The organism is Paenibacillus sp. EPM92 (assembly GCF_016586185.1).
Lineage (GTDB): Bacteria > Bacillota > Bacilli > Paenibacillales > NBRC-103111 > Paenibacillus_G > Paenibacillus_G validus.
Genome location: NZ_BCPS01000095.1, coordinates 1 through 23,636, shown reverse-complemented (window position 1 = coordinate 23,636; position 23,636 = coordinate 1). Strand labels below are relative to the sequence as shown.

At 55.2% G+C, this 23,636-nt stretch carries 24 protein-coding genes and 1 riboswitch; of the genes, 16 read left to right on the top strand and 8 right to left on the bottom strand.

Annotated features, from left to right (window positions below):
• Window positions 1-40: 40 nt before the first annotated feature.
• Both JMF85_RS23495 and JMF85_RS23490 read right to left on the bottom strand, forming a co-directional pair.
• Window positions 41-688: a hypothetical protein gene (locus tag JMF85_RS23495; protein ID WP_127606190.1), complete on the bottom strand. Its 648-nt coding sequence runs from the start codon at window positions 686-688 to the stop codon at window positions 41-43.
• Between the two features lie 29 nt (window positions 689-717).
• Window positions 718-1,383, bottom strand: coding sequence for a helix-turn-helix domain-containing protein (locus JMF85_RS23490; RefSeq protein WP_127606189.1), 666 nt, complete (start codon window positions 1,381-1,383; stop codon window positions 718-720).
• 159 nt (window positions 1,384-1,542) lie between these two features.
• On the opposite strand from JMF85_RS23490, the gene JMF85_RS23485 reads away from it, so the two are divergent.
• From JMF85_RS23485 to JMF85_RS23450, 8 genes are all read left to right on the top strand, one after another.
• Window positions 1,543-1,980, top strand: coding sequence for a hypothetical protein (locus JMF85_RS23485; RefSeq protein WP_127606187.1), 438 nt, complete (start codon window positions 1,543-1,545; stop codon window positions 1,978-1,980).
• A gap of 116 nt (window positions 1,981-2,096) precedes the next feature.
• On the top strand, window positions 2,097-4,130 hold the full coding sequence (locus JMF85_RS23480; protein WP_127606185.1) for a glycoside hydrolase family 15 protein: 2,034 nt from the start codon (window positions 2,097-2,099) through the stop codon (window positions 4,128-4,130).
• The gene (locus JMF85_RS23475) at window positions 4,127-5,428 is read left to right on the top strand and encodes a glucose 1-dehydrogenase (RefSeq protein WP_201319007.1); all 1,302 of its coding nucleotides are present in this window, start codon (window positions 4,127-4,129) and stop codon (window positions 5,426-5,428) included. Before JMF85_RS23480 ends, JMF85_RS23475 begins: the two co-directional genes overlap by 4 nt.
• 127 nt (window positions 5,429-5,555) lie before the next feature.
• On the top strand, window positions 5,556-5,984 hold the full coding sequence (locus JMF85_RS23470) for a disulfide oxidoreductase (protein WP_201319006.1): 429 nt from the start codon (window positions 5,556-5,558) through the stop codon (window positions 5,982-5,984).
• 149 nt (window positions 5,985-6,133) lie between these two features.
• The gene (locus JMF85_RS23465; protein WP_201319010.1) at window positions 6,134-7,156 is read left to right on the top strand and encodes a delta-lactam-biosynthetic de-N-acetylase; all 1,023 of its coding nucleotides are present in this window, start codon (window positions 6,134-6,136) and stop codon (window positions 7,154-7,156) included.
• A gap of 156 nt (window positions 7,157-7,312) precedes the next feature.
• The gene (gene racE, locus JMF85_RS23460; RefSeq protein ID WP_201319005.1) at window positions 7,313-8,122 is read left to right on the top strand and encodes a glutamate racemase; all 810 of its coding nucleotides are present in this window, start codon (window positions 7,313-7,315) and stop codon (window positions 8,120-8,122) included.
• A gap of 75 nt (window positions 8,123-8,197) precedes the next feature.
• Window positions 8,198-9,400, top strand: coding sequence for a M14 family metallopeptidase (locus JMF85_RS23455; protein WP_141333809.1), 1,203 nt, complete (start codon window positions 8,198-8,200; stop codon window positions 9,398-9,400).
• Between the two features lie 128 nt (window positions 9,401-9,528).
• On the top strand, window positions 9,529-9,762 hold the full coding sequence (locus JMF85_RS23450) for a hypothetical protein (RefSeq protein ID WP_054798358.1): 234 nt from the start codon (window positions 9,529-9,531) through the stop codon (window positions 9,760-9,762).
• 211 nt (window positions 9,763-9,973) lie between these two features.
• Here JMF85_RS23450 and ytvI read toward each other — a convergent pair whose 3' ends face one another.
• Window positions 9,974-11,086: a sporulation integral membrane protein YtvI gene (gene ytvI / locus JMF85_RS23445; protein WP_127606175.1), complete on the bottom strand. Its 1,113-nt coding sequence runs from the start codon at window positions 11,084-11,086 to the stop codon at window positions 9,974-9,976.
• 161 nt (window positions 11,087-11,247) lie between these two features.
• Between ytvI and JMF85_RS23440 the strand changes: the two genes are divergently transcribed.
• The 4 genes from JMF85_RS23440 (at window position 11,248) to JMF85_RS23425 (ending at window position 13,599) form a co-directional block, all read left to right on the top strand.
• A complete protein-coding gene (locus JMF85_RS23440) occupies window positions 11,248-11,550 on the top strand; it encodes an iron-sulfur cluster assembly accessory protein (protein ID WP_127606173.1) in 303 nt (100 codons plus the stop codon).
• Window positions 11,551-11,606: 56 nt separating this feature from the next.
• Window positions 11,607-11,828 (top strand): YuzB family protein, encoded by a 222-nt coding sequence (locus tag JMF85_RS23435; RefSeq protein ID WP_054798359.1) that lies wholly within the window; start codon window positions 11,607-11,609, stop codon window positions 11,826-11,828.
• Between the two features lie 358 nt (window positions 11,829-12,186).
• Window positions 12,187-12,279, top strand: a riboswitch (cyclic di-GMP riboswitch).
• Between the two features lie 89 nt (window positions 12,280-12,368).
• Entirely contained in the window at window positions 12,369-12,662 is a 294-nt protein-coding gene (locus JMF85_RS23430; RefSeq protein WP_054798365.1) for a hypothetical protein, read from the top strand.
• 124 nt (window positions 12,663-12,786) lie between these two features.
• Entirely contained in the window at window positions 12,787-13,599 is an 813-nt protein-coding gene (locus JMF85_RS23425) for a DUF2935 domain-containing protein (RefSeq protein ID WP_054799249.1), read from the top strand.
• A 178-nt stretch (window positions 13,600-13,777) separates the two neighbouring features.
• Here the strand turns inward: JMF85_RS23425 and JMF85_RS23420 are convergent, their stop codons facing one another.
• A complete protein-coding gene (locus tag JMF85_RS23420) occupies window positions 13,778-14,959 on the bottom strand; it encodes a THUMP domain-containing class I SAM-dependent RNA methyltransferase (RefSeq protein WP_127606169.1) in 1,182 nt (393 codons plus the stop codon).
• Between the two features lie 128 nt (window positions 14,960-15,087).
• Between JMF85_RS23420 and JMF85_RS23415 the strand changes: the two genes are divergently transcribed.
• On the top strand, window positions 15,088-15,729 hold the full coding sequence (locus tag JMF85_RS23415; protein ID WP_201319004.1) for an O-methyltransferase: 642 nt from the start codon (window positions 15,088-15,090) through the stop codon (window positions 15,727-15,729).
• 89 nt (window positions 15,730-15,818) lie between these two features.
• Here the strand turns inward: JMF85_RS23415 and JMF85_RS23410 are convergent, their stop codons facing one another.
• Window positions 15,819-17,036 (bottom strand): MFS transporter, encoded by a 1,218-nt coding sequence (locus JMF85_RS23410; protein ID WP_127606167.1) that lies wholly within the window; start codon window positions 17,034-17,036, stop codon window positions 15,819-15,821.
• Between the two features lie 87 nt (window positions 17,037-17,123).
• Window positions 17,124-17,873, bottom strand: a complete 750-nt coding sequence (locus JMF85_RS23405; protein ID WP_054798363.1) for a metallophosphoesterase family protein — start codon at window positions 17,871-17,873, stop codon at window positions 17,124-17,126.
• A 301-nt stretch (window positions 17,874-18,174) separates the two neighbouring features.
• Here JMF85_RS23405 and JMF85_RS23400 point away from each other — a divergent pair, with 301 nt between their 5' ends.
• Together JMF85_RS23400 and JMF85_RS23395 are read left to right on the top strand one after the other, a co-directional pair.
• A complete protein-coding gene (locus JMF85_RS23400; protein ID WP_201319003.1) occupies window positions 18,175-19,557 on the top strand; it encodes a CapA family protein in 1,383 nt (460 codons plus the stop codon).
• A gap of 44 nt (window positions 19,558-19,601) precedes the next feature.
• Entirely contained in the window at window positions 19,602-20,237 is a 636-nt protein-coding gene (locus JMF85_RS23395; RefSeq protein WP_127606163.1) for a fumarylacetoacetate hydrolase family protein, read from the top strand.
• Window positions 20,238-20,296: 59 nt separating this feature from the next.
• On the opposite strand, the gene JMF85_RS23390 is transcribed toward JMF85_RS23395, so the two are convergent.
• Complete coding sequence (locus tag JMF85_RS23390) at window positions 20,297-21,517, bottom strand: HD domain-containing phosphohydrolase (protein ID WP_236595965.1); 1,221 nt, start codon at window positions 21,515-21,517, stop codon at window positions 20,297-20,299.
• Window positions 21,518-21,674: 157 nt separating this feature from the next.
• Between JMF85_RS23390 and JMF85_RS23385 the strand changes: the two genes are divergently transcribed.
• Entirely contained in the window at window positions 21,675-22,511 is an 837-nt protein-coding gene (locus tag JMF85_RS23385) for a DUF92 domain-containing protein (RefSeq protein WP_201319008.1), read from the top strand.
• A gap of 195 nt (window positions 22,512-22,706) precedes the next feature.
• On the opposite strand, the gene JMF85_RS23380 is transcribed toward JMF85_RS23385, so the two are convergent.
• The coding region (locus tag JMF85_RS23380; RefSeq protein WP_201319002.1) for a beta-propeller domain-containing protein at window positions 22,707-23,636 on the bottom strand (930 nt) is incomplete at its 5' end.

Genomic DNA, 23,636 nt, shown 5'->3' with positions numbered 1-23,636 from the left:
GTTTTTTATGCTTGCTTTTATTGGAATTTCAGATGGCGGGCTACTCGCCCAATTCTTTCCTGTAAGAAAGAAAGATCAGCAGCGCCCACACAATAAAAACAACAGCAACTAAAGGAAGCAAATGCTTTGTAGAGAAGTAAACCGATATGGTGATGAGTCCTGATATGAAAAAAAGACCTGTTAACAACACATTCCAAGCACCCTGCAGCTTTGGCTGCGGCCTATTCTTCGAAACTGCGGAGAAAATAAACGATATTCCCCAGCGGAGGCGATGCAGCAGCAAGTAAAGCAGAACGTTTGTAACGATCATACAAAAACCCACGATCGGCAGATCCTTTTGGAGATGCAGCGCCAGGAGATGGAGCTGGAATCGGTTAAACACGGTTGCAAATAAAAATTCGGACAGCGCGCTCGTCGTGTAGATGATGATGCCGATGAGTAAGGAATGATTGAACCGGAACTTGAATATGAGCCAGTAGCCCAGCATGATGCATAAGGGCTGGATGAAGCCCATGAGATACGCTTTCCCGTAATATTGAACGAGTACGGAAATCAACGAAAGCGGCACGACGCAAACCAGCGTAGGATACATAAATTCAGTAACCTTGAGCCTGCAAACAGCCAGTCCCAGAGCAAACAACGAAGCGAAAAGCAACGGGTACACGACGATGTAGTGAATCACGTTCAAAGAGATGCCCCTCTCTGATGTTGTAGTGTTTAGCTGTTCTCTTCGACCGTGTTCAGGCTTGCCGGAGCTCCGCTTTTACCGAACGAGAATTCGAGGCTTTTATTCGTATTGTTCGCCACATATCGAATGATCAAGTCATGATATTTCTTTTGCCGGATAGCGGAGATGATGACGGATTTGCCTTTGCCCGTCTCGTCAAAGTGCAACCTGCCGCGTTTTTCATCGTATTTACGGATATGGTTGAAATTTACATAGAGATCCGTGTCCATTTTGCGAAAACCGTGCTCTTCCAGTTTGTCCAGGAACGAACTGAAATCAAGCAGGGAATCGATATTCCGGGCTATTCTCGCATCTTTCCCATAATAAGCGACTTCTTTCATGCCGATCTCGATATATTGGACAGCCGTCAAGTTGAGATCCGACGGGGAATTGGATGGCGTACTAGGTACGTCTCCGCGGCTTAAGTGGCCCGCTTTAACCATAAGATCGGTGTACGGATACCCGTAGGCGACCGATAATTTTTGCAGTGTATCCGGGGACGGTGTAATTTTGTCATTGGTCGAACGGTTTCGCTCCAATTCCAAATCACGAATGTACGCATGGGAAAGTCCGCTTTTTCTGGCTGCCTCGCGCAGAGACATGGAGCCGCGTAAGTGTTCTAGAAATTTTCCGAAGTCAGGAATTGGTTGCCCCACCCTGTTCACCCCTTTCTCAACTATTGTATAGGAGGCGTCAGCGAAAATAAATAGCAATTCTAAAAAAAACTTTATGAATCAATTCGTTCTTGACTCCATGTAGTATCGATACTACGATTTAAATAATATCCTTTTTAGGCCTGAAGGGGGAGAATTGACTTGAAAGATAAAATGATGAGTCGTTGGAGTGCCTACGAACCCTTCTTTATCCATTTTAACGGATACAAAGTGGCCGATATTGTGATAACCAGTCATGCGCTCAGCCGCTGGACGGAGCGTGTGGAGCCGGAAGAGGGCGGCATTGCGCATATTTGCGCTTACTTATGGGATAAGCTGAAGAACAATCAGGTGCAGCCTTATTATTCGAATGAAAAAGATGTGCATCTGATTGACGGAGACTTGGTGATGGTGGCGGAATTTGTTGAATTGAAAGAAAAAGTCGATCTCTCTGGCAACCCGCTTCACAAAATGATCGTGGTGACGTTCCTGGGCCGCGTATCGCAGGATATTCAACTGCGCGACTTGAAAGCGTATTACTCGTGGCTGCGCCATTCCCGGAGGATGACGCTCGTGAAACACGGCAGAAAAAGAAAATAGACGTTCGGTTCTTTCAGCCGGCCCCAAGGGCCGGCTTTTTCGGTTTTTCGGCGATATGCATAATTCGTTTCAATGTCAGGGGAAATTAGGTAGAGCAGGAAGGAGATGAACTAACGATGGCCCGTGATCTGCCCATCGGCAACGGCAATGTATTGGTCAATTTCGATGCGCACTATAATTTGCGCGATATTTATTTTCCATATGTAGGCCAAGAGAACCAGGCGCTTGATCATTTGTCGCATTTTGGTGTATGGACGGCTGAAGATTTTTTCTGGATCGATCATCCGGAGCTAAGCAAGAAGGCGAGTTACTTGAACGATTCCATGGTGACGAATGTGGAGTGTACGTATAATCGTCTCGGACTGGCGCTTCTGATCCGTGACGGCGTCGACGTTCAAGAGAACGTGTTGGTCCGCAAGGTGGTTGTAGAAAACAGATGGGACCGGGATCGGAAAGTGAAGCTGTACTTTCATCTGGATCTGCATCTGTACGGGAACGGGGTCGGCGATACGGTCTATTATGATCCCGAACTGAAATCGCTCGTCTTCTATAAAGGTCATCGCTATATGTCGCTGTCCTGCAAATCCGGGGAAGGCGTCGAGTCGGCGCCCACCTCTTTCGCGATCGGGCAAAAAGAATTGAACCGGCTTGAAGGCACTTGGCGGGACGCCGAGGACGGACAGCTCGGGCGTAATCCGATAGCGCAGGGCTCGGTGGACGGAACGATCGAGCTGGAGCTGAACGTTCCGGCCAACTCGAAGAAGGAGGCTTGGTTCTGGGTTTGCTTCGCCCGCGATATGAAGGAGATTCAAAAGCTGGAGCGATCGGTTCGCGCTTCCTCTCCGCATCTGCTGCTGCAGCGGACCTACAATTACTGGCATCAGTGGCTGGAGCAGGACCGCCATGAGCTTTCGATTCTTGATGAGGAGCTTGCATCCTTTTATAGAAGAAGCTTGTTGATCATACGCACGAATACCGATAACCGCGGCGCGATTATGGCGGCCAACGATTCGGATATTATGAAATTTGCGCGGGATACGTATTCTTACATGTGGCCGCGGGACGGCGCATTGATCTCGCACGCGTTGGACCGATCGGGGTACTATGCGTTGACGCGCAAGTTTTTCAACTTTTGCAAACGCGGGTTAGCGGCGGAAGGGTATTTGCTGCATAAATACAATCCGGACGGCTCGGTCGGCTCAAGCTGGCATCCTTGGATCAACGCGCGCGGCGAAAAGCAGCTTCCCATTCAGGAAGACGAAACGGCTCTGGTGCTATATGCCCTTTGGCACCATCACCGGCTGGCGGGCACTTTGAAGGAAGCTCAAGACGATTACGAGAAGTTTGTCATCCCGGCCGCGGATTTCATGACTCGCTATACGGATGCGTCGGGACTGCCGCTGCCCTCCCACGATTTGTGGGAAGAGCGTTACGGGGTGCATTTGTTTACGGTGGCGAGCGTGTACGGGGGATTGTTGGCAGCCGCGGCATTTGCGGAGTATTTCCAAGACAAGCTGCGCGGCATGCATTACCGGGATAAGGCGGAGCGGATGAAGGCGGCGGTGGAAGGGCAGATGACCGCCGAAGGCCGTTTTGTCCGATCATTATATTGGAATGAAGAGAAGCGGATATACGAGCAGGATTTGACGCTGGATGCCAGCATGTACGCGGTGTTCGACTTCGGCTTGTTCCCTGTGGACGACCCTCGCGTAGAAGCGACGATGAAGGCCATTCGCGAGCGCTTGTGGGTGAAGACGGAGGTCGGCGGCATTTCGCGGTATACGAACGACTACTACCATCAGATGACGAAGGACATCGAGAAGGTGCCGGGCAATCCGTGGTTTATTTGCACCTTGTGGTACGCGGAATATGTGATCGCCGTTGCCAAAAGCGAGCAGGACCTCGAAGAGGCCGAAGGATTGCTGCGCTGGACGGTTGAACATGCGCTTCCGTCCGGCGTGCTGGCGGAGCAGGTGCATCCGTTCACCGGCGATCCCTTGTCGGTGTCGCCCTTGACCTGGTCCCACGCTTCATTCGTCAAAGTCGTTCAGGAGTATGTGTCCAAGCTTAAATGGTTCCGGCACCAACAACGCGACCGCGAGGACGAGAGCGATGCGAAGCTTCTGAAGCAGGGGAGCGTGAAGCGATGAAAGCCGTAAGGTTGTCCGGCTTGTCCGCCGCGGCTGGTGCGCAGACGGAAACGCCGAAGCTGGAGTTGTGCGAGGTGGAGCGGCCGTCCCGGAAGACGGCTGCCGACGTGCTCGTGCGGGTGCTGTGCGTAGGGCTTGACGGTACGGACCGGGAATTGGTGAGCGAGAAGTACGGCGTGCCTCCGGAAGGGGAGCATTCGCTGATCATCGGGCACGAGTCGCTCGGCGTTGTCGAGGAAGCGGGCGAGGACTCCGGATTTACGGCCGGAGAGCTCGTGTGTGCATTGGTGCGGCGCCCGTGCACGGATCCCGGGTGCGTGAACTGCCGCAACGGCAAGCAGGATTTCTGCGAGACGGGCGAGTACGTGGAGCGCGGCATTAAAGGCGCGCACGGGTACTTGTCCGAATATTATGTGGAGGACGCCCGGTACTTGGTTCGCGTGCCGGCAGGGCTGCTGCGGTACGGGATGCTGACGGAGCCGCAGAGCATCGTCGAGAAGGTGTGGGATGAAGTGCAGCGCATCCAGCAGCGTCTCGTATGGCAGCCGACAACGGCCGTGGTGCTTGGCTCGGGACCGCTGGGTCTGCTGGCCGCGCTGACGTGCCGCTGCCTCGGCTTGGACACGCTCGTCTGGTCCAAGTCGGCTCCGGACTCGCCGGGAGCGGATATCGTGCGCGCGTGCGGGGCCGAGTTCCAGCAGGCCGTCGAACGGCGTGCGGAAGCGGCCGGAGCCGGGGCGGCTGCAGGGACGGCGAGAAGCACGGACGCAGCGGCAGCAACGGGAACAGTGGCGGGCGCCGGAGCAGGTACGGGCGCAGGAGATGGAGCGCGAGCAGCGTCGTCGCCGTTAAGCGAGCTGCTGCAAGCGAAGGGGAAACGCGCCGATTTGATTGTCGAATGCACGGGCTTTAGCCCGCTCGCTTTCGACGCGATGACCGCTCTCGGCCCGAACGGCGTATTGGCGCTGCTCGGCGTTACCCCCGGCAGCCGCCATATCCGGGTCGCTTCGGATGCCATTAATCAAGAGCTGGTGCTTGAGAACAAATGCGTGTTCGGGTCGGTTAACGCATCCCTTCAAGACTTCGAGACCGGATTGTACCGGCTTCAGCAAATCGAAGAACGGTTCCCGGGCGTGCTGGATCGGCTTATGACCGACCGGTTGACGCTTGAACGCGTGCCGGAGCTCGATTTCGGCAAGATTGCGATCAAAGCGGTCGTCGATGTGATCCCGCGGGAGCAGTGGAGCGGACTCGTGCAGGAGCAGGGTGCCGGGATCGCGAACAGTTTTTCGGTATAAGGGGAAGCGGGCGGTTCGTCGCGGACGAACCGCCCGCTCTATGTTCGCCGTGGGCGGTAGTGATGAAAAGGAGAGAAGCTTAATGGTATAATGATGAAACGAGATTCGAAATCAAAGGGAGAGACGTATGAACTGGAAATCATTTATCCGCGAGAACGGCTTGCACTTGTCATGGGTAGTGGCGTTAACGGCCACGTTGGGCAGTCTTTATTTCTCGGAGGTGCTGCATTTTGCGCCCTGCAAGCTGTGCTGGTATCAGCGGATCTTGATGTATCCGCTCGTTATTTTGCTCGGCATCGCAGCGGTTCGCAAAGAGAAGAAATTTTACCTGTATGCGCTGCCAATGTCCGTGTGGGGAGCGGGAATCTCGTTATATCACTACTTGATGCAGAAGACGGATTGGTTCAAGAGTGGCGCGGCCGCTTGCGGTCCAGTGCCGTGTGACGTCGATTATATCGACTGGTTTCATTTCGTAACGATTCCGTTCTTAGCGCTCACAGCCTTCGTGCTTATTACGATCCTGCAACTGCTGATGTGGGCTGCCGAGCGTAAATAGAACGGCTGGCTGCGGATGGATGCGGATAAACGCCGGCTTAGGGATAAGCCTATTAGCACTCGCCGGTTCGCATCGAAGTTGAGTATAATGAAGCAAGCAGGTTTTTCCTGTACTTATGGAGCGTAAGGAGAGCGGTGCTGTTGGCGCGTATGAAAGCTTGGATAGGTTTAGCCGCTTTGGCCTGTGTTCTAACGGCGTGCAGCGGAGGCGCCGCCGCGGATCCGCCGGAACGGGAATCGGCACCGGCTGCGCCCCCGGCCCCAGAGGCGAACGTCGTTCCGGCTCCGCCGGTGAACGAGGTGACGTCCGGGCCGCCGAAGGAGAAGGAGCCGGGGCCTCCGGCCGAACACGCATCCACCGGGCCTTCCACGGCCTCCGGCGCGGACGCAACGGCAACGGGTTCGGTTTATAACGGGCCGCGCAATCCCGCAAGCGCCGTCGTGGGGTCATCCGCCAAGCCGCCGAAAGAAGCGGGAACCGGAGACCGTAAGGCGCTGTCGTGGTATTACATGAAGAAGCCGAAAGGACAAGTGCCCGGCTTCCCGGGCGATACGAAAGCCTATACGGATTCTATGAAGGCGTTATGGGTCGGCACGGGCAAGAAGGTGTACTTGACGATCGATACCGGCGGTAATTTGGGCGATATCGAGACGTTGATCAAGTCGTTGAAGGACAACGACGCGAAAGCGAATTTTTTCATAGCCGGTTACAATGTGAGGAAAAATCCCGATTACGTTCGGCGGCTGGTCAAGGACGGCCATTTGGTGGCCAATCATACGATGACGCATACCGATATGAACGTGCAGACAGACGAGCAGGTACGGAAGGAAATCGAGGATTACGAGAAGTTATATCAGGAAGTGACCGGCGAAGAGATTCAGCCGTTTTTCCGCTTCCCCTACGGCCGATATAACATGCACTTATTAAAGCTTGTATCCGATATGGGCTATACCTCCGTCTTCTGGTCGACGGCGATGCGCGACTGGGAGCCGCGGAAGAACGGGGCGGAAAATCCGTATAACGACATCATGAACAACCTTCATGACGGCAATATCATTCTTATGCACCAAGGCTCGCCGGAGAATATCGAAGCGCTCGACCGAATTGTCAAGGATATCAAGAAAGCCGGCTACACCTTTGCGCTTCTGAACGACATCGAGCCGCCAAAGTGAAGGTTGATCGCGGAGCGGTTTAATTTTCCGCCATCGTTTGTTAAGATAGAATGACCTTGCGGACACCGGATGTCCGGGGTACCTTTCCAACGGAGCTCACATATGTTGTAGGAGCACATTCGTTTTGCCACTTCATGAAAAAGGAAGCGAACACACGTGCAGCAAGCGATTGCCATACTGGATTCAGGTGTCGGCGGATTGACGGTAGCGAAAGAAATTATGCGCCAACTTCCGCAAGAAAAAATCATTTACTTCGGCGACACGGCACGTACGCCGTACGGTCCCAGACCGGCCGAGGAAGTTATACATTTTACCCATCAGATCGTCGATTATTTGCTCCAATACCATCCGAAAATGATCGTGATCGCTTGCAACACGGCAACCGCCGTCGCCATGGAAGAAATTCGCGCCCGCGTGCCGATCCCGGTTGTCGGTGTCATTCACCCGGGCGCGCGCGCCGCGATCAAGACCACCAGAAAGCAAATCGTCGGCGTCATCGGTACCGAAGGCACGATCAAAAGCCGTGCATACGAGTTCGCGCTGCGCCAAATCTCGCCAACGATCCAAGTGGTGACCAAAGCTTGTCCGCTGTTCGTGCCGCTGGTCGAACGGGGCATGTTCCGTGCCGATCAGACGAGCCAAGTCGTCGCGGATTCGCTTGCCGACCTGCAAGGAGCGCCGATGGATTGCTTGATTCTGGGCTGCACGCATTATCCGTTCTTGTCCGATGTGATCGGCAGCGTGATGGGTCCTCAAGTGTCGCTGATCAGCTCGGCGGATGAAACCGCGCGGGAGGTCAGCACGATTTTATATCATAAAGGAATGCTGGCTACGAGTCCGGCGATGCCGGTTCATCAGTTTTTTTGCAGCGGGGATCCGCTCATGTTCAAGAAGATCGCTCAAAGCTGGTTAAACGAGCAAATCCGCGTGACGCCGGTCGTCTGGCAAGTATCGCATATTATTTAGTCCTCACGCATATTTTTAGATACCCCGGCCTCCGACCGGAAGAACGGGGAGGATGCGTGAAGGAGGACGGAACGTATGACATTTCCTTATGTCGTCAGGCGGGGAGACACATGGGAGAGGATCGCACAGCGGCATGGGCTTCAGGTTCAAGCCTTGATAAGGGCCAATACGGAGCTGCAGAAGGGCGGCGGATTGCAGCCGGGATGCAGCGTTCGGATTCCGAACGCTCCGGATTGCCGTTATATCGTCCAAGCCGGGGATACGTTAGCTGAATTGGCGGGGCGCTTTCAGATCGGGCTGAGCGATCTCATGGAAGCGAATCCGGACGTCAACCCCCGGTATTTGCGGATCGGACAGACCGTTCGCTTGCCCGTGTGCAAGGCCGGTCCTATCGTCGATACGACGGTTCCATTCGGTTATCAGGAGATGATGCGGAGCCTCGAGCTTCTCGGGTATCGCTACCCGTTCCTGGAAATAGGCTCGATCGGTCAAAGCGTCATGGGCAAGGACATTCCTTACGTCCGCATCGGATGCGGGATGCGGCACCTTCATTATAACGGTTCGTTTCATGCGAATGAGTGGGTGACCAGCCTGCTGCTGATGAAATTTACGGAGGATTACGCGAACGCCTGCGTGCAGGCACAGTCTTTCTGCGGCTCTGATGCGGGCAGGCTGCTCGAAGAGACTTCTCTCTGGATCGTGCCGATGGTCAATCCCGATGGCGTTGAGCTGGTGCTGCACGGAGCGGACCCGGATCATCCGCATGCCGGGCAGCTGCTCGAATGGAACGGCGGCTCGGACGACTTCTCGGGATGGAAAGCGAACGTTCGCGGCGTCGACCTGAACGATCAATTTCCCGCTTATTGGGAGACGGAACGCGACCGCCGCGACGTACCGGGACCCGGACCGAGAGATTATACAGGGCCGAGCCCCTTGTCAGAGCCGGAAGCTTCGGCGATGGAACGATTTACGCGGGAGCGCGATTTCCGGCTGGTGATGGCGTTTCATACCCAGGGCCGGGAAATTTATTGGAATTACCGCGATTACGAACCGGCGGAGTCGGAACGTATCGCACAGCGTTTCCAGCAAATTAGCGGATATGCAGCCGTGAAGTTAACCGGCAGCGATGCCGGATATAAGGATTGGTTTATTCAAACCTACGGGCGCCCGGGATTTACGATTGAAGCCGGTTATGGAGTGAATCCGCTCCCGTTGTCGCAATTCCCGATTATTTATGATGAGCTGCTTCCGCTATTGACGGAAGGGCTGATGGTTTAGCATTTCGAAGCCGCCGAGTCCGTCCGTCTCGGCGGCTTCTTTGTGCGGGGAGCGGAGTTTGGGCAAACGGGTTGCCATGAGGTATAATCGGGGTAAGACGACTTGGACAGGAAGGGAGACCCGAGGCGATGTGGAAGCGATTGTTGTCACTCCGGCATTGGGGTCATGTATTTCGGCGCATTTGGCCGCTGCTGCGTTCCCCGCGGGTTCCGCTCGGAGAGAAGCTGTTGTTCGTGGTGCCTGCGCTTATTTATTGGATCATGCCGGATCTGCTGAATTTCATCCCGATTGACGATGTAACCGTTACGCTGCTCTTGATGAACTGGTTTACCGATAGAGCCGAACGGAAATACGGCGCTTAAGGCTGCGTCCTCGGAAGGTCAAACCACAAGAAGCGGCCATCCGCTCAACAACTGAATAGGTTTAAAGGGAACCTCGAGGAATCGGGGTTCTTTTTTTGTTCTTTGTAAGAAACGCTATGCGGGCTGCGACATATCGATTCACCGCTTTCCATGGACTTCAGATGCCATCAACCGGCTTGTGAGCGTCCGAATCCGGTTGAGATGTGCTGCATTATTTGATAGACGACGGATCGGGCTCGTACTCTTCGGCCGGCATCCGGATCCATCGTTTTAAATACCCTTGCTCGTACAGCGCTTTAACCAGAATGATCAGCACGGGCGATAAGATCAAGCCGGCCACGCCGAAGAGAGACAGCGAGACGATCATGAACGAAAGCATCGTGAAGGCGGACACGCCGAGGGAATCGCCCGTAATTTTCGGTTCCAGAATTTGTCTCGTTCCAATCACAACGACGAGCAGCACAGCCAGCCAAATCGCGAGCGTCGTTTGTCCGACGACCAGCAAGTAGATGATCCATGGAATGAACAGCGTCGAAACGCCGAGCAGCGGGAGCACGTCGAAGATGGCCGCCAAGAGCGCGATCGAGAAGGCGTTGTTGACGTTCAATATAAGCAGCGCGATGAAGATGACGATAAAGGTCAGGCTGATCAGCTTCGCCTGCGCTTTAAGGTAGGTGACGATGCCCAGCAGCACGTTCTCGCGGAGGAAGTGGAACGCTTTTTTAAACGTTTTCGGCGTTTTGTCCGAAGCGATCCGCTTCCAGGATTCGATCTCGATGCTCAGGAAATAGGCCAAAATAATACCGATCACGAAGTTCACGACGAACGTGGAGAACGAGGTCAGCATGGCGAACAAGCTCGTTAAGAACGTACGGGCGATTTCGGTCGTCTTCTGAATGATCTCCGCGGAGTACTCCTTGGCCTTCTCCACTAAATTCAAATCGACCGGAAGCGTCCCGATCAGTGACTGTACCTGGTCGGAGCGGTTGATGAGCTCTTGCTCCAGAACGACGGCGTAATCGGGCAGCTTGTCGGCGAGATTGATGATCTGGGTCGTGAAGATCGCGCCGAGTCCGGTCATGGCACCTAGAATGACCATCACGAAGACGAGGGTGGAGATGGCGGAAGCGATCGATTTCTTCAACCCGCGCCGGTTCAGGAACTTGGCGAACGGCTCGATGATCAAGTAAATGACGAACGCGAGGAAAATCGGGGTCGCGATCCGATACAGATGGCTGAAGGCGAACATGAACAAATATACGGTAAGCACGAGCAACGCAATATCGATAATCGTTTTGTAATATTTGCGATAAAAGGGAATCATTCGTTAACCTCCATTCATTATCTTCCATATTAAAAGACACCGACTTGATTCGCAAGTGAGGCCGGCTTGTACATACATACGGAAACAGCGAAGAACGGTTGCTTTCGGCGGCCCGATTCTATACAATAAGAAAAAACGCACAGTAGGAGAAGTGACTGGACATGAAATGCAAGATTTCGCGCAATGCGGCCAAAGTGTTGTTGGCCGAGATGGAGCAAGAAGAGAATAAAGAATTAAAGCTTCGCGTGTATGTGACTCATGCGCATGGCGACCATGCCCACTACGGACTCAGCATGGATACGCCGACCGAGAACGATGTCGTCGTTTCGACAGATAAAGGAATCGACGTTATTCTGCAAAAGGACGAGCCGCTGCTCGACGGCGTTCGGATCGATTATTTCTATGTGCCGGAAGAAGGATTCGCGGTAACGAATCCAAGCAAGGGCAATAACGGGGACCACTAGCACATCGTTCACAGGGAGTTCCCCGGTGTCAGCCGCTTGAAGAAAGGAATTACCGCATGGTCAACGATATTCGCGTTTGCGACAAATGCAAACATATGAGAATGAAAACCGCCGTTCCGAAGCTGCAGAAGCTTGTGCCCGACGCCGAGATCAAAGTCGGCTGCAAGTCTTATTGCGGCCCGTGCTCGCGGTTTGCCTTCATCTTCATTAACGGCCGGTATGTAACCGGCAAGACTGAAGACGAAGCGATCGAGAAGGCGAGCAAATACGTGAAATAAATCATGCAAGAAGATCAGATCCTCGGGCCTCAGGGCACCGGGGATTTTTGATTTGACGCCGGAAGGGATGCGCGGCACGAATTTCGGCGTCCAGACATGATCCGGGGGCGGCCAATTTCCGGGACCGGTAATCGGGGCTATGTGCTCGGTCAATGGGGCGGAGGCCCGCTTTTTGTAACGGTTGCCATGATCGCGTTGACGGGTATCATTTTTTACTGGAAAGGGTACCGGTTATTCAAAATCATACAAAATTCCCAAATTTTTTTATGAAAATGGGATGAAAGAACTATGTATTCGTGACCTTCTATCTTATATTCTTAATAAAGAACATCTCCATGAACAGACACAATTCGAGCGCACTCGATAAGGGCAACCCGGACGAAAGTCTGCGGACGCAAAGCTATAGGGGCTTAGGCGCAGGAGAGCAGTGCTATGCCAGCCAGTTGTCGAAGGCACGGAGTGATCGCGATCCTTTCAACAGCGGCTCCCGACCAGGGGAGCTTTTTTTGGTGTGAATAGATGAAGGAGGAGAACCCGGCGATGGACCAGGAACGCAGCATCTTAAATAAGAAGGGGTTTTACACGAAAATCGGCGATGATTTCATCGGAGTCTTCCTATCTGCTGAAGGACCGAAATTGTTCATAAATCGTGACGTGTACGAGCTGACGTCCCCGCATTGGGATGTCGAGATGATTCGCGGGCGCAGCCGGCAAATCATCACGTTTTACTGGATGGGCGAAGTGAAGCTCTCGATCTGCTGCGAATCGAACCACGACGTATTTCTACCGTTGTTCGATTACTTGATGTGCCGTCCTCAGCTGAAGCACGCTTAGTATAGCTTAGGCAGCGAACGACTGCGGCTTTCTTTGAACCCGATTGGGCCTCTGAGCATACGATGTGGGGTGGCCGGATCATTCCCATCCGGCACGGAACAATCGGATCATTGGAGGCATGTTTGTGAAAAACTCGGAGGTTATCGAGTCGGCGTTATTTGAACATCGGTTTTGGCTTCAGGTGCTCGGTGATCATGCCAGGTTCATCCGGGTAAGCTTGCCGGTCGATGAACGGGAAGAGGCGCAGCGGGCGCTCGGCTTCGTTCAAGCATTCGACGACTTGCTGAAGAAGGCGCGTTCGGATAAGTTCCCGGCAGAGGCGGGAGCTTTGACGCAGGACGCGTACGGGCTGACACAAGACCTTCGCGCGTTCAAGCTGCGCTTGCTGGAGCGGCATTTGATCGGCAAGATCGCAATCCAGCTGCCGCCCGCGTTCTTGAGCCATATGGTGAACGAAGCAGAGGAGTATTTACGCGTACTGGGGTACTTGTTATCCGGGCGCCCGGCGCCGGTATTCGATGCGGTGCACCACCACATCGTATGGCTCCAGGACGCCTACGGCCATGCGGGCTCCATTGCAGCCGGCTTGGATATGACGGAATCCCGTTTGGTGGAACTGGCCAGATCGTTCGACCGGCAATTCCGCGAGTATTACCTGAAAGCGGTGGAACTGGCGGGCTTTCTGCGCACGAACATCAAGAAATTCCCGGCTTTAGCCCGGTTTAATAAAGAGGTTGAGCTTGAAATGACGCTGTTCAAGCAGTTTCTGAGCGAGCTGGAAGAGCTCCGTTTAAGCGGGCAGGCGCTCGGTGTGCTTTCGCCCTTGATGGCGGATCACATGGCTCGGGAGGAGTGTTATTACTTGCTTAAGCTGTCTCAGGTGTCGGAAATCAAAGCGATGAGCTGCGATCCGACGAAGCCGAGGACGGAAGTGTAACGAAACCCTATCGGCCGACGCCGGCAGCGCATCCGTTTACCGGGGAACGTACCCCGAAGACGGATGCGTTTTTTTGCATGGTTTACGCGCTGGAAGGGCGCATGCCAAAAAAAAGCTTAGGAGCGTCTGCCCTAAGCTTTTTTTGGCTGCTCCTCACAGCGTATAGGCGCAATCTGCATTAATTCCCGCTCGTACTCGAATCCTTCCGCCAGCCGAACAAGCCGCCCGGGGCGAAAAATTGGTATAACGCGCATTCGATGCGTCCGTTAAACAGCTTGCGCTTCTTATCGGCTTTTCGCCCGAGATAATGCTCCATTTGCTTGCTCGGGCTGAGGATGAAGGCCGACCAGTTCGGCAGCTGCTTATGCATCTGCCCGAATTGGCGCAGCGCGCGTTCGACTTCTTCGCGGTCGCCGAGCCTTTCGCCGTATGGCGGGTTCGTGATCAGGCAGCCGTAATCGCCGGCCGGCAGCGCTTTGCTGACCGGAAGCGTATGGAAGCGAAGCTCCTTGGCGAGGCCTGCGGATTTGGCTGCAGCTAACGCCACTTCGATGGCGGCGGGGTCGATGTCCGAGCCGCCGATTTGCAGCGGGATATCGTCCTTGACCAGATCAAAGGCTTCCTCCCGTGCTTCGCTCCATAACGCTTCCGAAATTACAGGCCAGCTCTCCGCGTTGAAGCTGCGCCGCAGGCCGGGGGCTATATTCCAGCCGATCATCGCCGCTTCGATCGGGATCGTGCCGGAGCCGCAGAACGGGTCGTAGAGCGGCCGTTCAGGCTGCCAACGGCTGAGCAGCACCATGGCGGCCGCCATCGTTTCCTTCAGCGGCGCTTCCGTCACCAATTTGCGGTAGCCTCTCTTATGCAGTCCGGGACCGGTCGTATCCAGCGTGATCGTGGCGATGTCATTGAGCAGCGACACCTCAATCACGTAACGGCCTTCGGTTTCGCGGAACCATTCCGTGCCGTACCGCTGCTTCATGCTTTCCACGACCGCTTTCTTCACGATGCCTTGGCAAGCGGGGACGCTGGACAATTGCGATTTGTGCGAACGTCCTTCGACGGGGAACTCTCCGTCTTCCGGAATCCAGTCCGGCCAAGGCAGCGCTTTGACGCCTTCAAACAAGTCGTCGAACGTGCGTGCTTCGAATTGCGCCATCTTGATCAAGACGCGATCCGCCGTGCGCAGCCATAAGTTTGCGCGGCAAACAGCGAGCAGGTCGCCTGTAAAAGTAACGCGGCCGTTCTCCACGGTGACTTGCTCGTAACCCAAATCGCGAACCTCGCGGGCCACGACGGCTTCAAGCCCCATGGGAGCAGTGGCGATCAATTCAATGGAACTAAAGGATGGGAAAGACATAGGTGAGTTTCACTCCGAATCAAACAAGTTGAACTGCGTTGGCAAAAGCCATACAATTACCTAGTATAGGCGATTCGCAATCATTATACAACGCGGCTCGCGATGAGAACGAGGGGAGGCCGGCAAGGATGGAATCGAATTGGACGCAGGAATCGTACGCGGATTCGTTATTTGACAAAGACGAAACGTTGGAGCGGGTATTGGAATCGATTCGTAAGCAAGGGATGCCCGAAATTTCCGTTGCTCCGGGTTACGGAAGACTGCTGACGCTGCTGGTGCGCATGAACCGTGCCGAGAAGGTGCTTGAAATCGGGGCACTCGGGGGGTACAGCGGCATTTGTTTGGCACGGGGGCTGACGGAGCGAGGGAAGCTGACGTCCCTGGAGCTGAAGCAGCCGTACGCCGATCTGGCTTACGAGAACCTGAAGCTCGCCGGCTTCGGCGAACAAGTCGAGTATTATGTAGGGGAGGCGCTCGACAGCTTGCAGCGGCTTGCCGAGGAGGGGCGCCGGTTCGATTTCTTTTTCATCGATGCGGACAAAGGCAACTATTTGAATTATTTGGAATGGGCGATCAAGCTGGCGCGTCCGGGGGCGCTCATCGTCGGCGACAATACGTTCATGCGCGGCAAGACGATCAATCCGAATGAGAAAGGAAACGCAGTGACGCGCATGCGAGAGTTCAACCAGCGGATTGCACGGGATCCCCGTCTGGATGGCGTCATGCTGCCGGCCTATGACGGCCTTGCCATCGCACGGGTGAAGGGATAGGCGAAGCTTTCCCCGGAACAGCTGTCTCTCCGGGATGCCCGGTCCATTCAGGCAAGCCAGCCGCCTGTGGGCATGAAAGCGAACCTCCCCTATTCGGAGCTGCCCGAACGGGGGAGGTTTGGTGTGCTTATCAATGACTTGTGCGCCCAGAAGGCGTTGACGAGCAGCAGCGCGCCGGAGATGAGAAAGATTTGCTGGATCGTGATCAACCCGGAGACGGCGCCTCCAACGACCGGACCGAGCATGTTGCCCAGGCTTAGCGCACTGGAGTTAAAGCTGTAGGAGCGGCTTTCCATACCGGTGGGCGTATGCTTACGGATCAAGGCGTTCACCGTAGGCAGCAGTCCGCCGAGGAAGATGCCGAGGAAGAACCTTGAAGCGAACAACTGCCAGACGTTGTGCACCATCGCTTGCGGCACGGAGGCGATCGCGGAGCCGACCAGGCACACGATGAGAATACGTTCAGGCCCGATCCGGTCAGAAAGGCGACCGAGCAGGGGAGACGCAATCATGTTGGAAAATCCGGTGATGGAGCCGACGAGTCCCGCATAAAAGGCAACCATCGCGTCCTGTCCGTGCAGCTTTTGCACGAATAACGGCAGGAGCGGCTGTACGCTGAGCAGCGAGAATTGAATCAGGAAGGTGACCGCGTAAATCGATGGCAGCTGCGGGCTTTTGCGCAGCTCGGCGAAGGCCGCCATCATCGACTGCTTCGGTTTCTGGGACGCTCGCTTGGCATCGAACGTTTCCTTCACGAGGAAAGTCGCAAGCAGGGAAGCGGCGAACAGCAGCGCGCCCGTCACGAAGAAGATGGGCCGAAATCCGATCCACTCGGCCATCAGACCGCCAAAGAACGGGCCCAGAATAGAGCCGGCGACAGCGCCGGATTGAAGCGTGCCCATGGCGAAGCCCATTCTCTCACGCGGCGTATTCGCCGACATGAGCGCAACGGCGGCCGGCATGAAGCCGGCTATGGTGCCGTTCAGCATCCGCAGGAGCAGCAAGTGCCAGGCCGTGCCTGCGAAGCCCATCAAAGCCATGACGACGGCCATGCCGAACCCGGACCGCAGCAGCATCACTTTGCGTCCGTACCGGTCGGCCAATCCGCCCCATAAGGGCTGAAACAGGAACGAAGTGACAAAGTTGCCGGCGAAGATGAGACCGGCCCAAGTCGCCACCTCATGCTCCTCATGCAGGCCCAGCTCTTGCAAATATAAAGGTAAGAATGGAACAATCATCGTCATGCCCGCCATGACCAAAAATTGTCCCACCCAAAGAACGATTAAATTTACTTTCCAATTCGTCAAGTTGCTCGCCTACTTTCGTCCTCGGATCCTGTGACCCGGACAACTTCTGCTTATCTTACCATAATAATACGACACTTACACAACCTCTTACTGCTCGCGTCCGCTTCGCTGCTCGTAACGGAAACGCTCAAGCTGCGGCAGCGCAACCTCTTCGGCAATCGCAATCGCCCGCTCGACATCGTAAGGAACGCGAACCCACTGGATGCCAAAAGGCGCTTCCCGATCGCCGCCGAATACGCCTTCCAGAATCGTATAGCTGGCCAGCGGCAAGCCGTCATAGGGAGCCCCTACGCTGCCGGTGTTGAACAACAGCAGCCCTTGCTTCGCTCCAGACAATAAGGTGTGCATAAAGGGAAGGTGAAGGTCTCCGTACCCCAGCACGTCAGGCGTCTCATCGGTGCCGGCGAACCCGCCCGTCGCTTCGGTGTTCTCGAACATGCGCAGCTTCTCCCGTTTGCTCGCTTTGCGGTAGACGCGATGATAGACGCTGCTCGCGGATGCATGGACCAAGCGAACCCTGCGCCCGCTTATTCGCAGGTCGCAGGCGAAGGGGAGCTTGCTCAAGTAGCGCAGCTGCTCGGCAGAAAGCCGGCTTTGCTGCCAGCGTCCGGCTTCTTTGTCCTGGGGTCCGCCAATGCCGTGGTCCCAATTGCCTTGCACCGTCGTTTCGCATACTTCGCGTATGCGGTCTACCGATTCCGCCGGCTGCGGGCCTTTGCCCACCAAGTCGCCGAGGCATACGATTCGTTCGATCCCGCGTCCGCGAATATCGGCGAGGACGGTATCCAATGCGGTTAGATTGCTATGAATATCGGAAATGATAGCGATTTTGTCCATCTTGTGTCCTTTCCATCGTCAGCACATAAATTCGAACTTCATTATAGCAAAATATTGGGACAATTGCCCATGACCGTGAGAGGGAGTTTTGGTATAATAGGGTGCACGAGAACGTATGGGCTTATTTGGCAGCCAGTTCGTTTTAAAGGGGTAGGTTATCATTCAATCGCGGACGCAGAAGCATAAGAGGGAGAAAGAGAAGAAAGTATGGAAGTCGCTCCGGCTGAAAATCGTTGTGCTGGCCGTCTTCGTCTTTGGCGCATTCGTTTATTTGATCCAGTGGCTGGAGGCCCGGCCGGACATGCAGACACCGACTGCGGAAACAAGTCCTAAGACCGAAGCGGCGCCTCTGCCGACGGCGGTGAATCGCATCGAGGAACCGCCGGCAGCCGCACCCGTCGCTGCTCCTGGCGGAGAACAGGGAAGCACGGCACAGCCGGCTTCGGAAGACAAGGCACGCGTCAAATTAGCCTTCGTCGGGGACGTTATGTTCGCAAGCAAGGTGGAGGATTTGCTCGTCAAGAACGGGTACGATTACCCGTATAAGTATGTAAAGTCTTATCTGGACAAAGCGGACTTGACCATCGTCAACCTGGAGACGCCGATCACGACGAGAGGCACGGCTCAAACGAAAGAATACGTCTACCGCTCATCTCCGCTTGCTCTGCCGGAGCTCAAGCGGGCCGGCGTCGATTTGGTCAATTTGGCGAACAATCACTCGATGGATTATGGGCAAGACGGTCTGCTTGATACGCTCGGGCATTTGGACGAGCAGCAATTACGCCGCGTCGGAGCAGGACGCAATGCGCAAGAGGCGTATAAGCACGAGATTATCGAGCATAAAGGAATCAAAGTCGCATTTCTCGGCTTCAGCCGCGTATTGCCGGATACCAGCTGGATGGCGACTGCGCAAAAGCCGGGACTTGCCGCCACTTATTCGAGCAAGCTGGCGCTGGATGCGATCACGAAAGCGCGAAGCGAGGCCGATCTGGTCGTCGTCATCGCCCATTGGGGCGAGGAACGCAACCCGCGTCCGGTCAAGGTGCAGACGGACTTGGCTCATGAGTATATCGATCACGGCGCCGATCTGATCGTGGCCAGCCACCCGCATGTGCTGCAAGGATTTGAGCAGTACAAAGGCAAATGGATCGCTTATAGCCTGGGTAACTTCATCTTCACGACCAATGAAAATCCGGATACGTGGGAAAGCTTGATTCTGGAAGCGTCCTGTGCGAAGGATCGCAGCTGCGATTTAAATTTGGTGCCTATCTTGACCAAGTGGGCACAGCCGATCCGGATGATCGACGATCAAGCGCAGAAGCTGTTCGAGAAGCTGACGAAAAATTCGGTTAACGCGCGAATCGATACGAAAGGCGTCATCACGGTAGGGCCGGTGAACAAGTTCGTGACGGAAACGCCGAAGCCTCCCATCAACAAGAGCGTGACGAACGGTTTGACGAAATCGAATGACGGCAGCAAGCCTGCTGCGACTTCGCCCAAGCCGCCGGCCAAAGACAGTTCAAAGACGGGCGAGAGCCCGAAGCAGGTCGATACGGCGAAGCCGGAGAAACCGCCGAAATCGGCGGATACCTCCAAAACGGAGGAGCCGGCGAAACCATCGTCCAGCACGACAAACCCGGCGAATACGGCCAAACAGCCGAGCAAAACCGAAAAAACAGAATAATAATGGAAACCAGACTCTGACAACGAAAGGGCGAACAATTAACGATGAAACAATCGATTCGCAACATTTATTGCGTAGGACGCAATTACGGACTGCATGCTGCCGAGCTTGGGAACAGCGTTCCCGACGAGCCGATGATCTTCACAAAACCGACGCATGCCATAACTCAGATGGACGGCAGCGCCATCGAGCTGCCTGCAGGCAGGGGCGAGGTGCATTATGAAGCGGAGCTCGTGCTCCATATCGGGCGCGATTATTCCCCGGGTAATACCGTAGACGAACTGGTCGACCGGATGGCGCTCGGGATTGATTTTACACTGCGCGATGTACAGAATGTCGTCAAGCAGAAGGGATACCCATGGCTGCCGGCCAAAGGGTTTTTACGATCTGCGGTGGTGACGCCGTTCGTTGCGTTCCCTGGTTTCGAGGAGGCAAAGCGGGTAGAGTTCAGCCTTATTCGCAACGGGAAAGAAGCGCAGCGCGGCAACCTGAACGATATGATTTTCAACTTGCAGGTGATCATTGATTATATCGCGCAGCATTACGGTCTCGGCCAAGGCGATTTGATTTATACGGGAACGCCGGCCGGCGTTGCAGCCGTTCAGGATGGCGATCTCTTCGAGCTTCTTTGGGGCGAGAAGACGCTCGGTTCGTTCCACGCGCGCATTCCGGCTTTGTAATTCAACGACAATAAGACCGCCCCGTTCATTCGAATAGGGGCGGTCTTCATTTTGGCGGGTCACTTGGCGGCTGGCTCGTTTCGGGCTAATTTTCCGTTAGCCGCTGCTTCCTCAGACGCAAGGTCGGAATGCTCGTCGCGTACCTTCAAAATTTGGGGCAGCTGCTCCATGAACACGTCCACGACCTTCGGGTCGAAATGCTGTCCTCGTTCTTCTTTAAACAAATTCAGAATGCGGTCCAGTTCCCAAGCCTTCTTATATACCCGTTCGCTGCCCAGCGCGTCGAAGACGTCGGCGATGGCGGTTATACGGCCGAAGATGTGGATCTCTTCGCCCTGCAAGCCGCATGGATAACCGCGTCCATTCCATTTTTCGTGATGCTGGTAAGCGACGACGGCGGCTGTTTGTAACAGATGGCGATTCGAATTTTTCAGCAGGTTGTAGCCGATCGTCGTATGCGACTTCATGATCTCGAATTCTTCATCGGTCAGCTTGCCGGGTTTTTTCAACACGGCGTCCGGAATCGCCACCTTGCCGATGTCATGCATCGGGGAGGCGATCTTGAGCAGCTCCGCTTCCTGTTGGCTGATGCCTAAGCCGATGGCGAGCAAGTACGAGTACTCGGCGACCCGCTTGACATGGTTGCCGGTTTCCTTCGAACGGCTTTCGCCGATTTCCCCCATCGTGAAGATGATCTCTTTTTGCGTTTCTTCGATTTCGGCCGTCAGCAGTGCGGATTCCAGCGATTTGCCGGCATACGATGCAGCTAGCGTTAAGTATTCCAAGTCGCGCTGTGAGAACTGCTCGCTTCTCGTCAGCTTATTGACCGCCTGATAGGCGCCCATAATCTCGCCTTCGTTATTACGGAACGGAATGACCATGAGAGCCTTCGTGCGATAGCCCGTTCTCTGATCGGTGGCGATAGCGCCGTGCTGCAGCACGTCTTTAAATTCCTCATTCGTGTAGGCGTCGTCGATGAAGATCGGGTTCCCGGATTGCACCGCATACCCGACGAGACCGGCCGTGCTCGGGATGCGCAGAGGCGGTACTCCGTGGGCGACGGTGGAATACAGCTCGTTGCTATGGCGGTCCAGCATCCAAACCGTACAACGGTCGGATACGACCATTTGCCGGCCCATATCGGCCATCAGCATGAGCAGATTGTCGAGCCGCCGCTCATTCGCTATTTTGGCCGCATAGTCGAAGATGACGCGCAGCATCTCTTGCGAATCCAAATCCCGCTTGACTCGCACCTTTTCGATTCCGAAATCCTCATGCACGGCGTCTCACTCCCCGGACGATTTTTCCATATAACCAAATCATATTATAATGGCAATAGTTCTGTAAACATAAAGGCCGCCGAATGCAAACGTTAATCGAAGCTATCAGGCACAGGGTTTGCAGGTATAAAGAAGGAGAGATAGAATCATGCTGCACATGCTGCAGTCCGTGACCATCGGACTTATCGGAAGTTTAGCCGTCGCAGGGGCGGCCTATTGGCGAAAATCCCTGTCGGGGTCCGGTTTTGCGGCTGCCGTCTTGCTTGGCACCCTCATGTATGCCGCAGGAAGCCTGGCGTGGTTCGGCACGCTGATCGTGTTCTTTATTACATCGTCCGTCTTATCCAAGTGGAAGAGCCGGAAGAAGGCCGCAGCCGAGAGCGGTTATGCCAAATCCGGTCGTCGCGATGCCGGACAAGTGCTCGCCAACGGCGGAGTGGGGCTGCTGTTATGCCTCGCTTACGCCCTTTGGCCGCACCCCGTCTGGTGGGCGGCTTACGTCGGCGTTATGGCGACTGTCACTGCCGATACGTGGGCAACAGAAATCGGCGGCCTCAGCCGCACGCAGCCGCGCTCCATCGTGAGCGGTCGACGGGTCGCTCCCGGCACGTCCGGCGGCATTACGCCGCTAGGCCTAGGCGCTTCCGCGGCCGGCGGACTCCTCATCGGCGGGACCGCCTGGACGCTCGCCGCGCTTCAACCCGGCGCCGGAGCCGTCATCGGTACGGCCGAACCTGCGTTCGGGCTTCTGCCGCTGCTCCTCATCGGCGTGCTCGGCGGGTTGGCCGGCTCGCTGCTGGATTCGTGGCTCGGGGCCGTCGTACAAGTCATGTACCGCTGCACCGTATGCGGCAAAGAAATCGAAAAAAACCGCCACTGCAAGGCAGCGGCGGTTCGATATCGCGGTTTGGCTTGGATGACGAATGATGCGGTGAACGGGCTCAGCTCGTTGATCGGAGGTGCGGTCGCCGCAGCCGTAAGCCTTCTGCTGTAATCTACTCGTCGTAATATTTGCGCGCGTACGCTTTGTTCGTCACGTAGATGGCGGAAGCCGATATGGCAATCGCTATGATGATAGAGATGACGATAATAAAAGTTACCATGGGTTCAAGTCCTCCATGCCCTAATTTCAGCTCTTCAAGTATTGTACCCTAGCCTCATGGGGATGCCAAGCGAAACTTGCTCGAATCTACGGTTGTTTCGGCGTCCATGGCGGAAGTGTGACGGAACCGACTTCCTGCAAATCGGATAACCGGTTTGCTTTCACGGCATCCGGCGAAGCCGAGTACAAGATGTCGCCGATGTACAAGAGGCGTTCAACGTTTCGGCTGCCGTCATACCAGCCGCTTCCGGACTTTTTCAGATCGTCGTCGGTCAAATGCGTGATTTTGCCCCGAAGCTGGAAGCCCTGCTGCAGGTCGATTCCGTACACATAGGCGCCTTGAAAAGCAAATTCGCCATAAGCGGTCGGGTCGGCCGCCTTGTTATTGGGAACCTCCATGACGGTAACCGGGAAGGCCATCAGTTGTTTCTCCCTGGAGAACAGCAGCGCCTTGTGGTTGTGCAGCAGATCCGAATGGGTGCCGCGGTCGCCGATCGTTTCTTTAAAGAGCTCTTTCGGGTTATTCACATCAGACACATCGAACATCGCAATCTTCATGCCTTGGTAGTAGGCCATCGTTTCCTCACCGGGCCCTCCGGCGCCTTTATTGGCCACCTCGACCGTTTCTTTGCCGAAGCCGATCAAGTGGTTCTCGTCGTAAGGATGCAAATAATCGCTGTAACCGGGAATTTTCAGCTTACCCAATACGGCAGGCGCTGCCGGCTCCTTCAAGTCGATGACGAACAGCGGATCTACGTTGCGGAACGTGACCATGTAGGCGCGGTCTCCGGCATAACGAACCGAGTAAATGCGCTCGCCCGGCGCCAAATCTTCCAGCTTGCCGACCGTCTGCATCGAGGCGTCCAAGACGTACACGTTGTTCTTGGAGGTGAACTCGTCGTTGCGCCACATGGCGCCGGACGTCGTGGCGATCCGGAAGAAGCCGTTATGTTCATCCATCGAGAATTGGTTTAACGGATGTCCCGGCACTTTGCCGCGTCCTTCGTAATGAACCGT

What these genes read in the sequence shown, in the direction of transcription:
- JMF85_RS23415 (WP_201319004.1), top strand. Translation starts at nt 15,088, where the DNA reads ATGGAATCGAATTGGACGCAGGAATCGTACGCGGATTCGTTATTTGAC.
- JMF85_RS23470 (WP_201319006.1), top strand. Translation starts at nt 5,556, where the DNA reads ATGAACTGGAAATCATTTATCCGCGAGAACGGCTTGCACTTGTCATGG.
- JMF85_RS23395 (WP_127606163.1), top strand. Translation starts at nt 19,602, where the DNA reads ATGAAACAATCGATTCGCAACATTTATTGCGTAGGACGCAATTACGGA.
- JMF85_RS23480 (WP_127606185.1), top strand. Translation starts at nt 2,097, where the DNA reads ATGGCCCGTGATCTGCCCATCGGCAACGGCAATGTATTGGTCAATTTC.
- JMF85_RS23400 (WP_201319003.1), top strand. Translation starts at nt 18,175, where the DNA reads ATGCAGACACCGACTGCGGAAACAAGTCCTAAGACCGAAGCGGCGCCT.
- JMF85_RS23440 (WP_127606173.1), top strand. Translation starts at nt 11,248, where the DNA reads ATGAAATGCAAGATTTCGCGCAATGCGGCCAAAGTGTTGTTGGCCGAG.
- ytvI (WP_127606175.1), bottom strand. Translation starts at nt 11,086, where the DNA reads ATGATTCCCTTTTATCGCAAATATTACAAAACGATTATCGATATTGCG.
- JMF85_RS23430 (WP_054798365.1), top strand. Translation starts at nt 12,369, where the DNA reads ATGGACCAGGAACGCAGCATCTTAAATAAGAAGGGGTTTTACACGAAA.
- JMF85_RS23475 (WP_201319007.1), top strand. Translation starts at nt 4,127, where the DNA reads ATGAAAGCCGTAAGGTTGTCCGGCTTGTCCGCCGCGGCTGGTGCGCAG.
- JMF85_RS23465 (WP_201319010.1), top strand. Translation starts at nt 6,134, where the DNA reads ATGAAAGCTTGGATAGGTTTAGCCGCTTTGGCCTGTGTTCTAACGGCG.
- JMF85_RS23385 (WP_201319008.1), top strand. Translation starts at nt 21,675, where the DNA reads ATGCTGCAGTCCGTGACCATCGGACTTATCGGAAGTTTAGCCGTCGCA.
- JMF85_RS23450 (WP_054798358.1), top strand. Translation starts at nt 9,529, where the DNA reads ATGTGGAAGCGATTGTTGTCACTCCGGCATTGGGGTCATGTATTTCGG.
- JMF85_RS23420 (WP_127606169.1), bottom strand. Translation starts at nt 14,959, where the DNA reads ATGTCTTTCCCATCCTTTAGTTCCATTGAATTGATCGCCACTGCTCCC.
- JMF85_RS23435 (WP_054798359.1), top strand. Translation starts at nt 11,607, where the DNA reads ATGGTCAACGATATTCGCGTTTGCGACAAATGCAAACATATGAGAATG.
- JMF85_RS23405 (WP_054798363.1), bottom strand. Translation starts at nt 17,873, where the DNA reads ATGGACAAAATCGCTATCATTTCCGATATTCATAGCAATCTAACCGCA.
- JMF85_RS23455 (WP_141333809.1), top strand. Translation starts at nt 8,198, where the DNA reads ATGACATTTCCTTATGTCGTCAGGCGGGGAGACACATGGGAGAGGATC.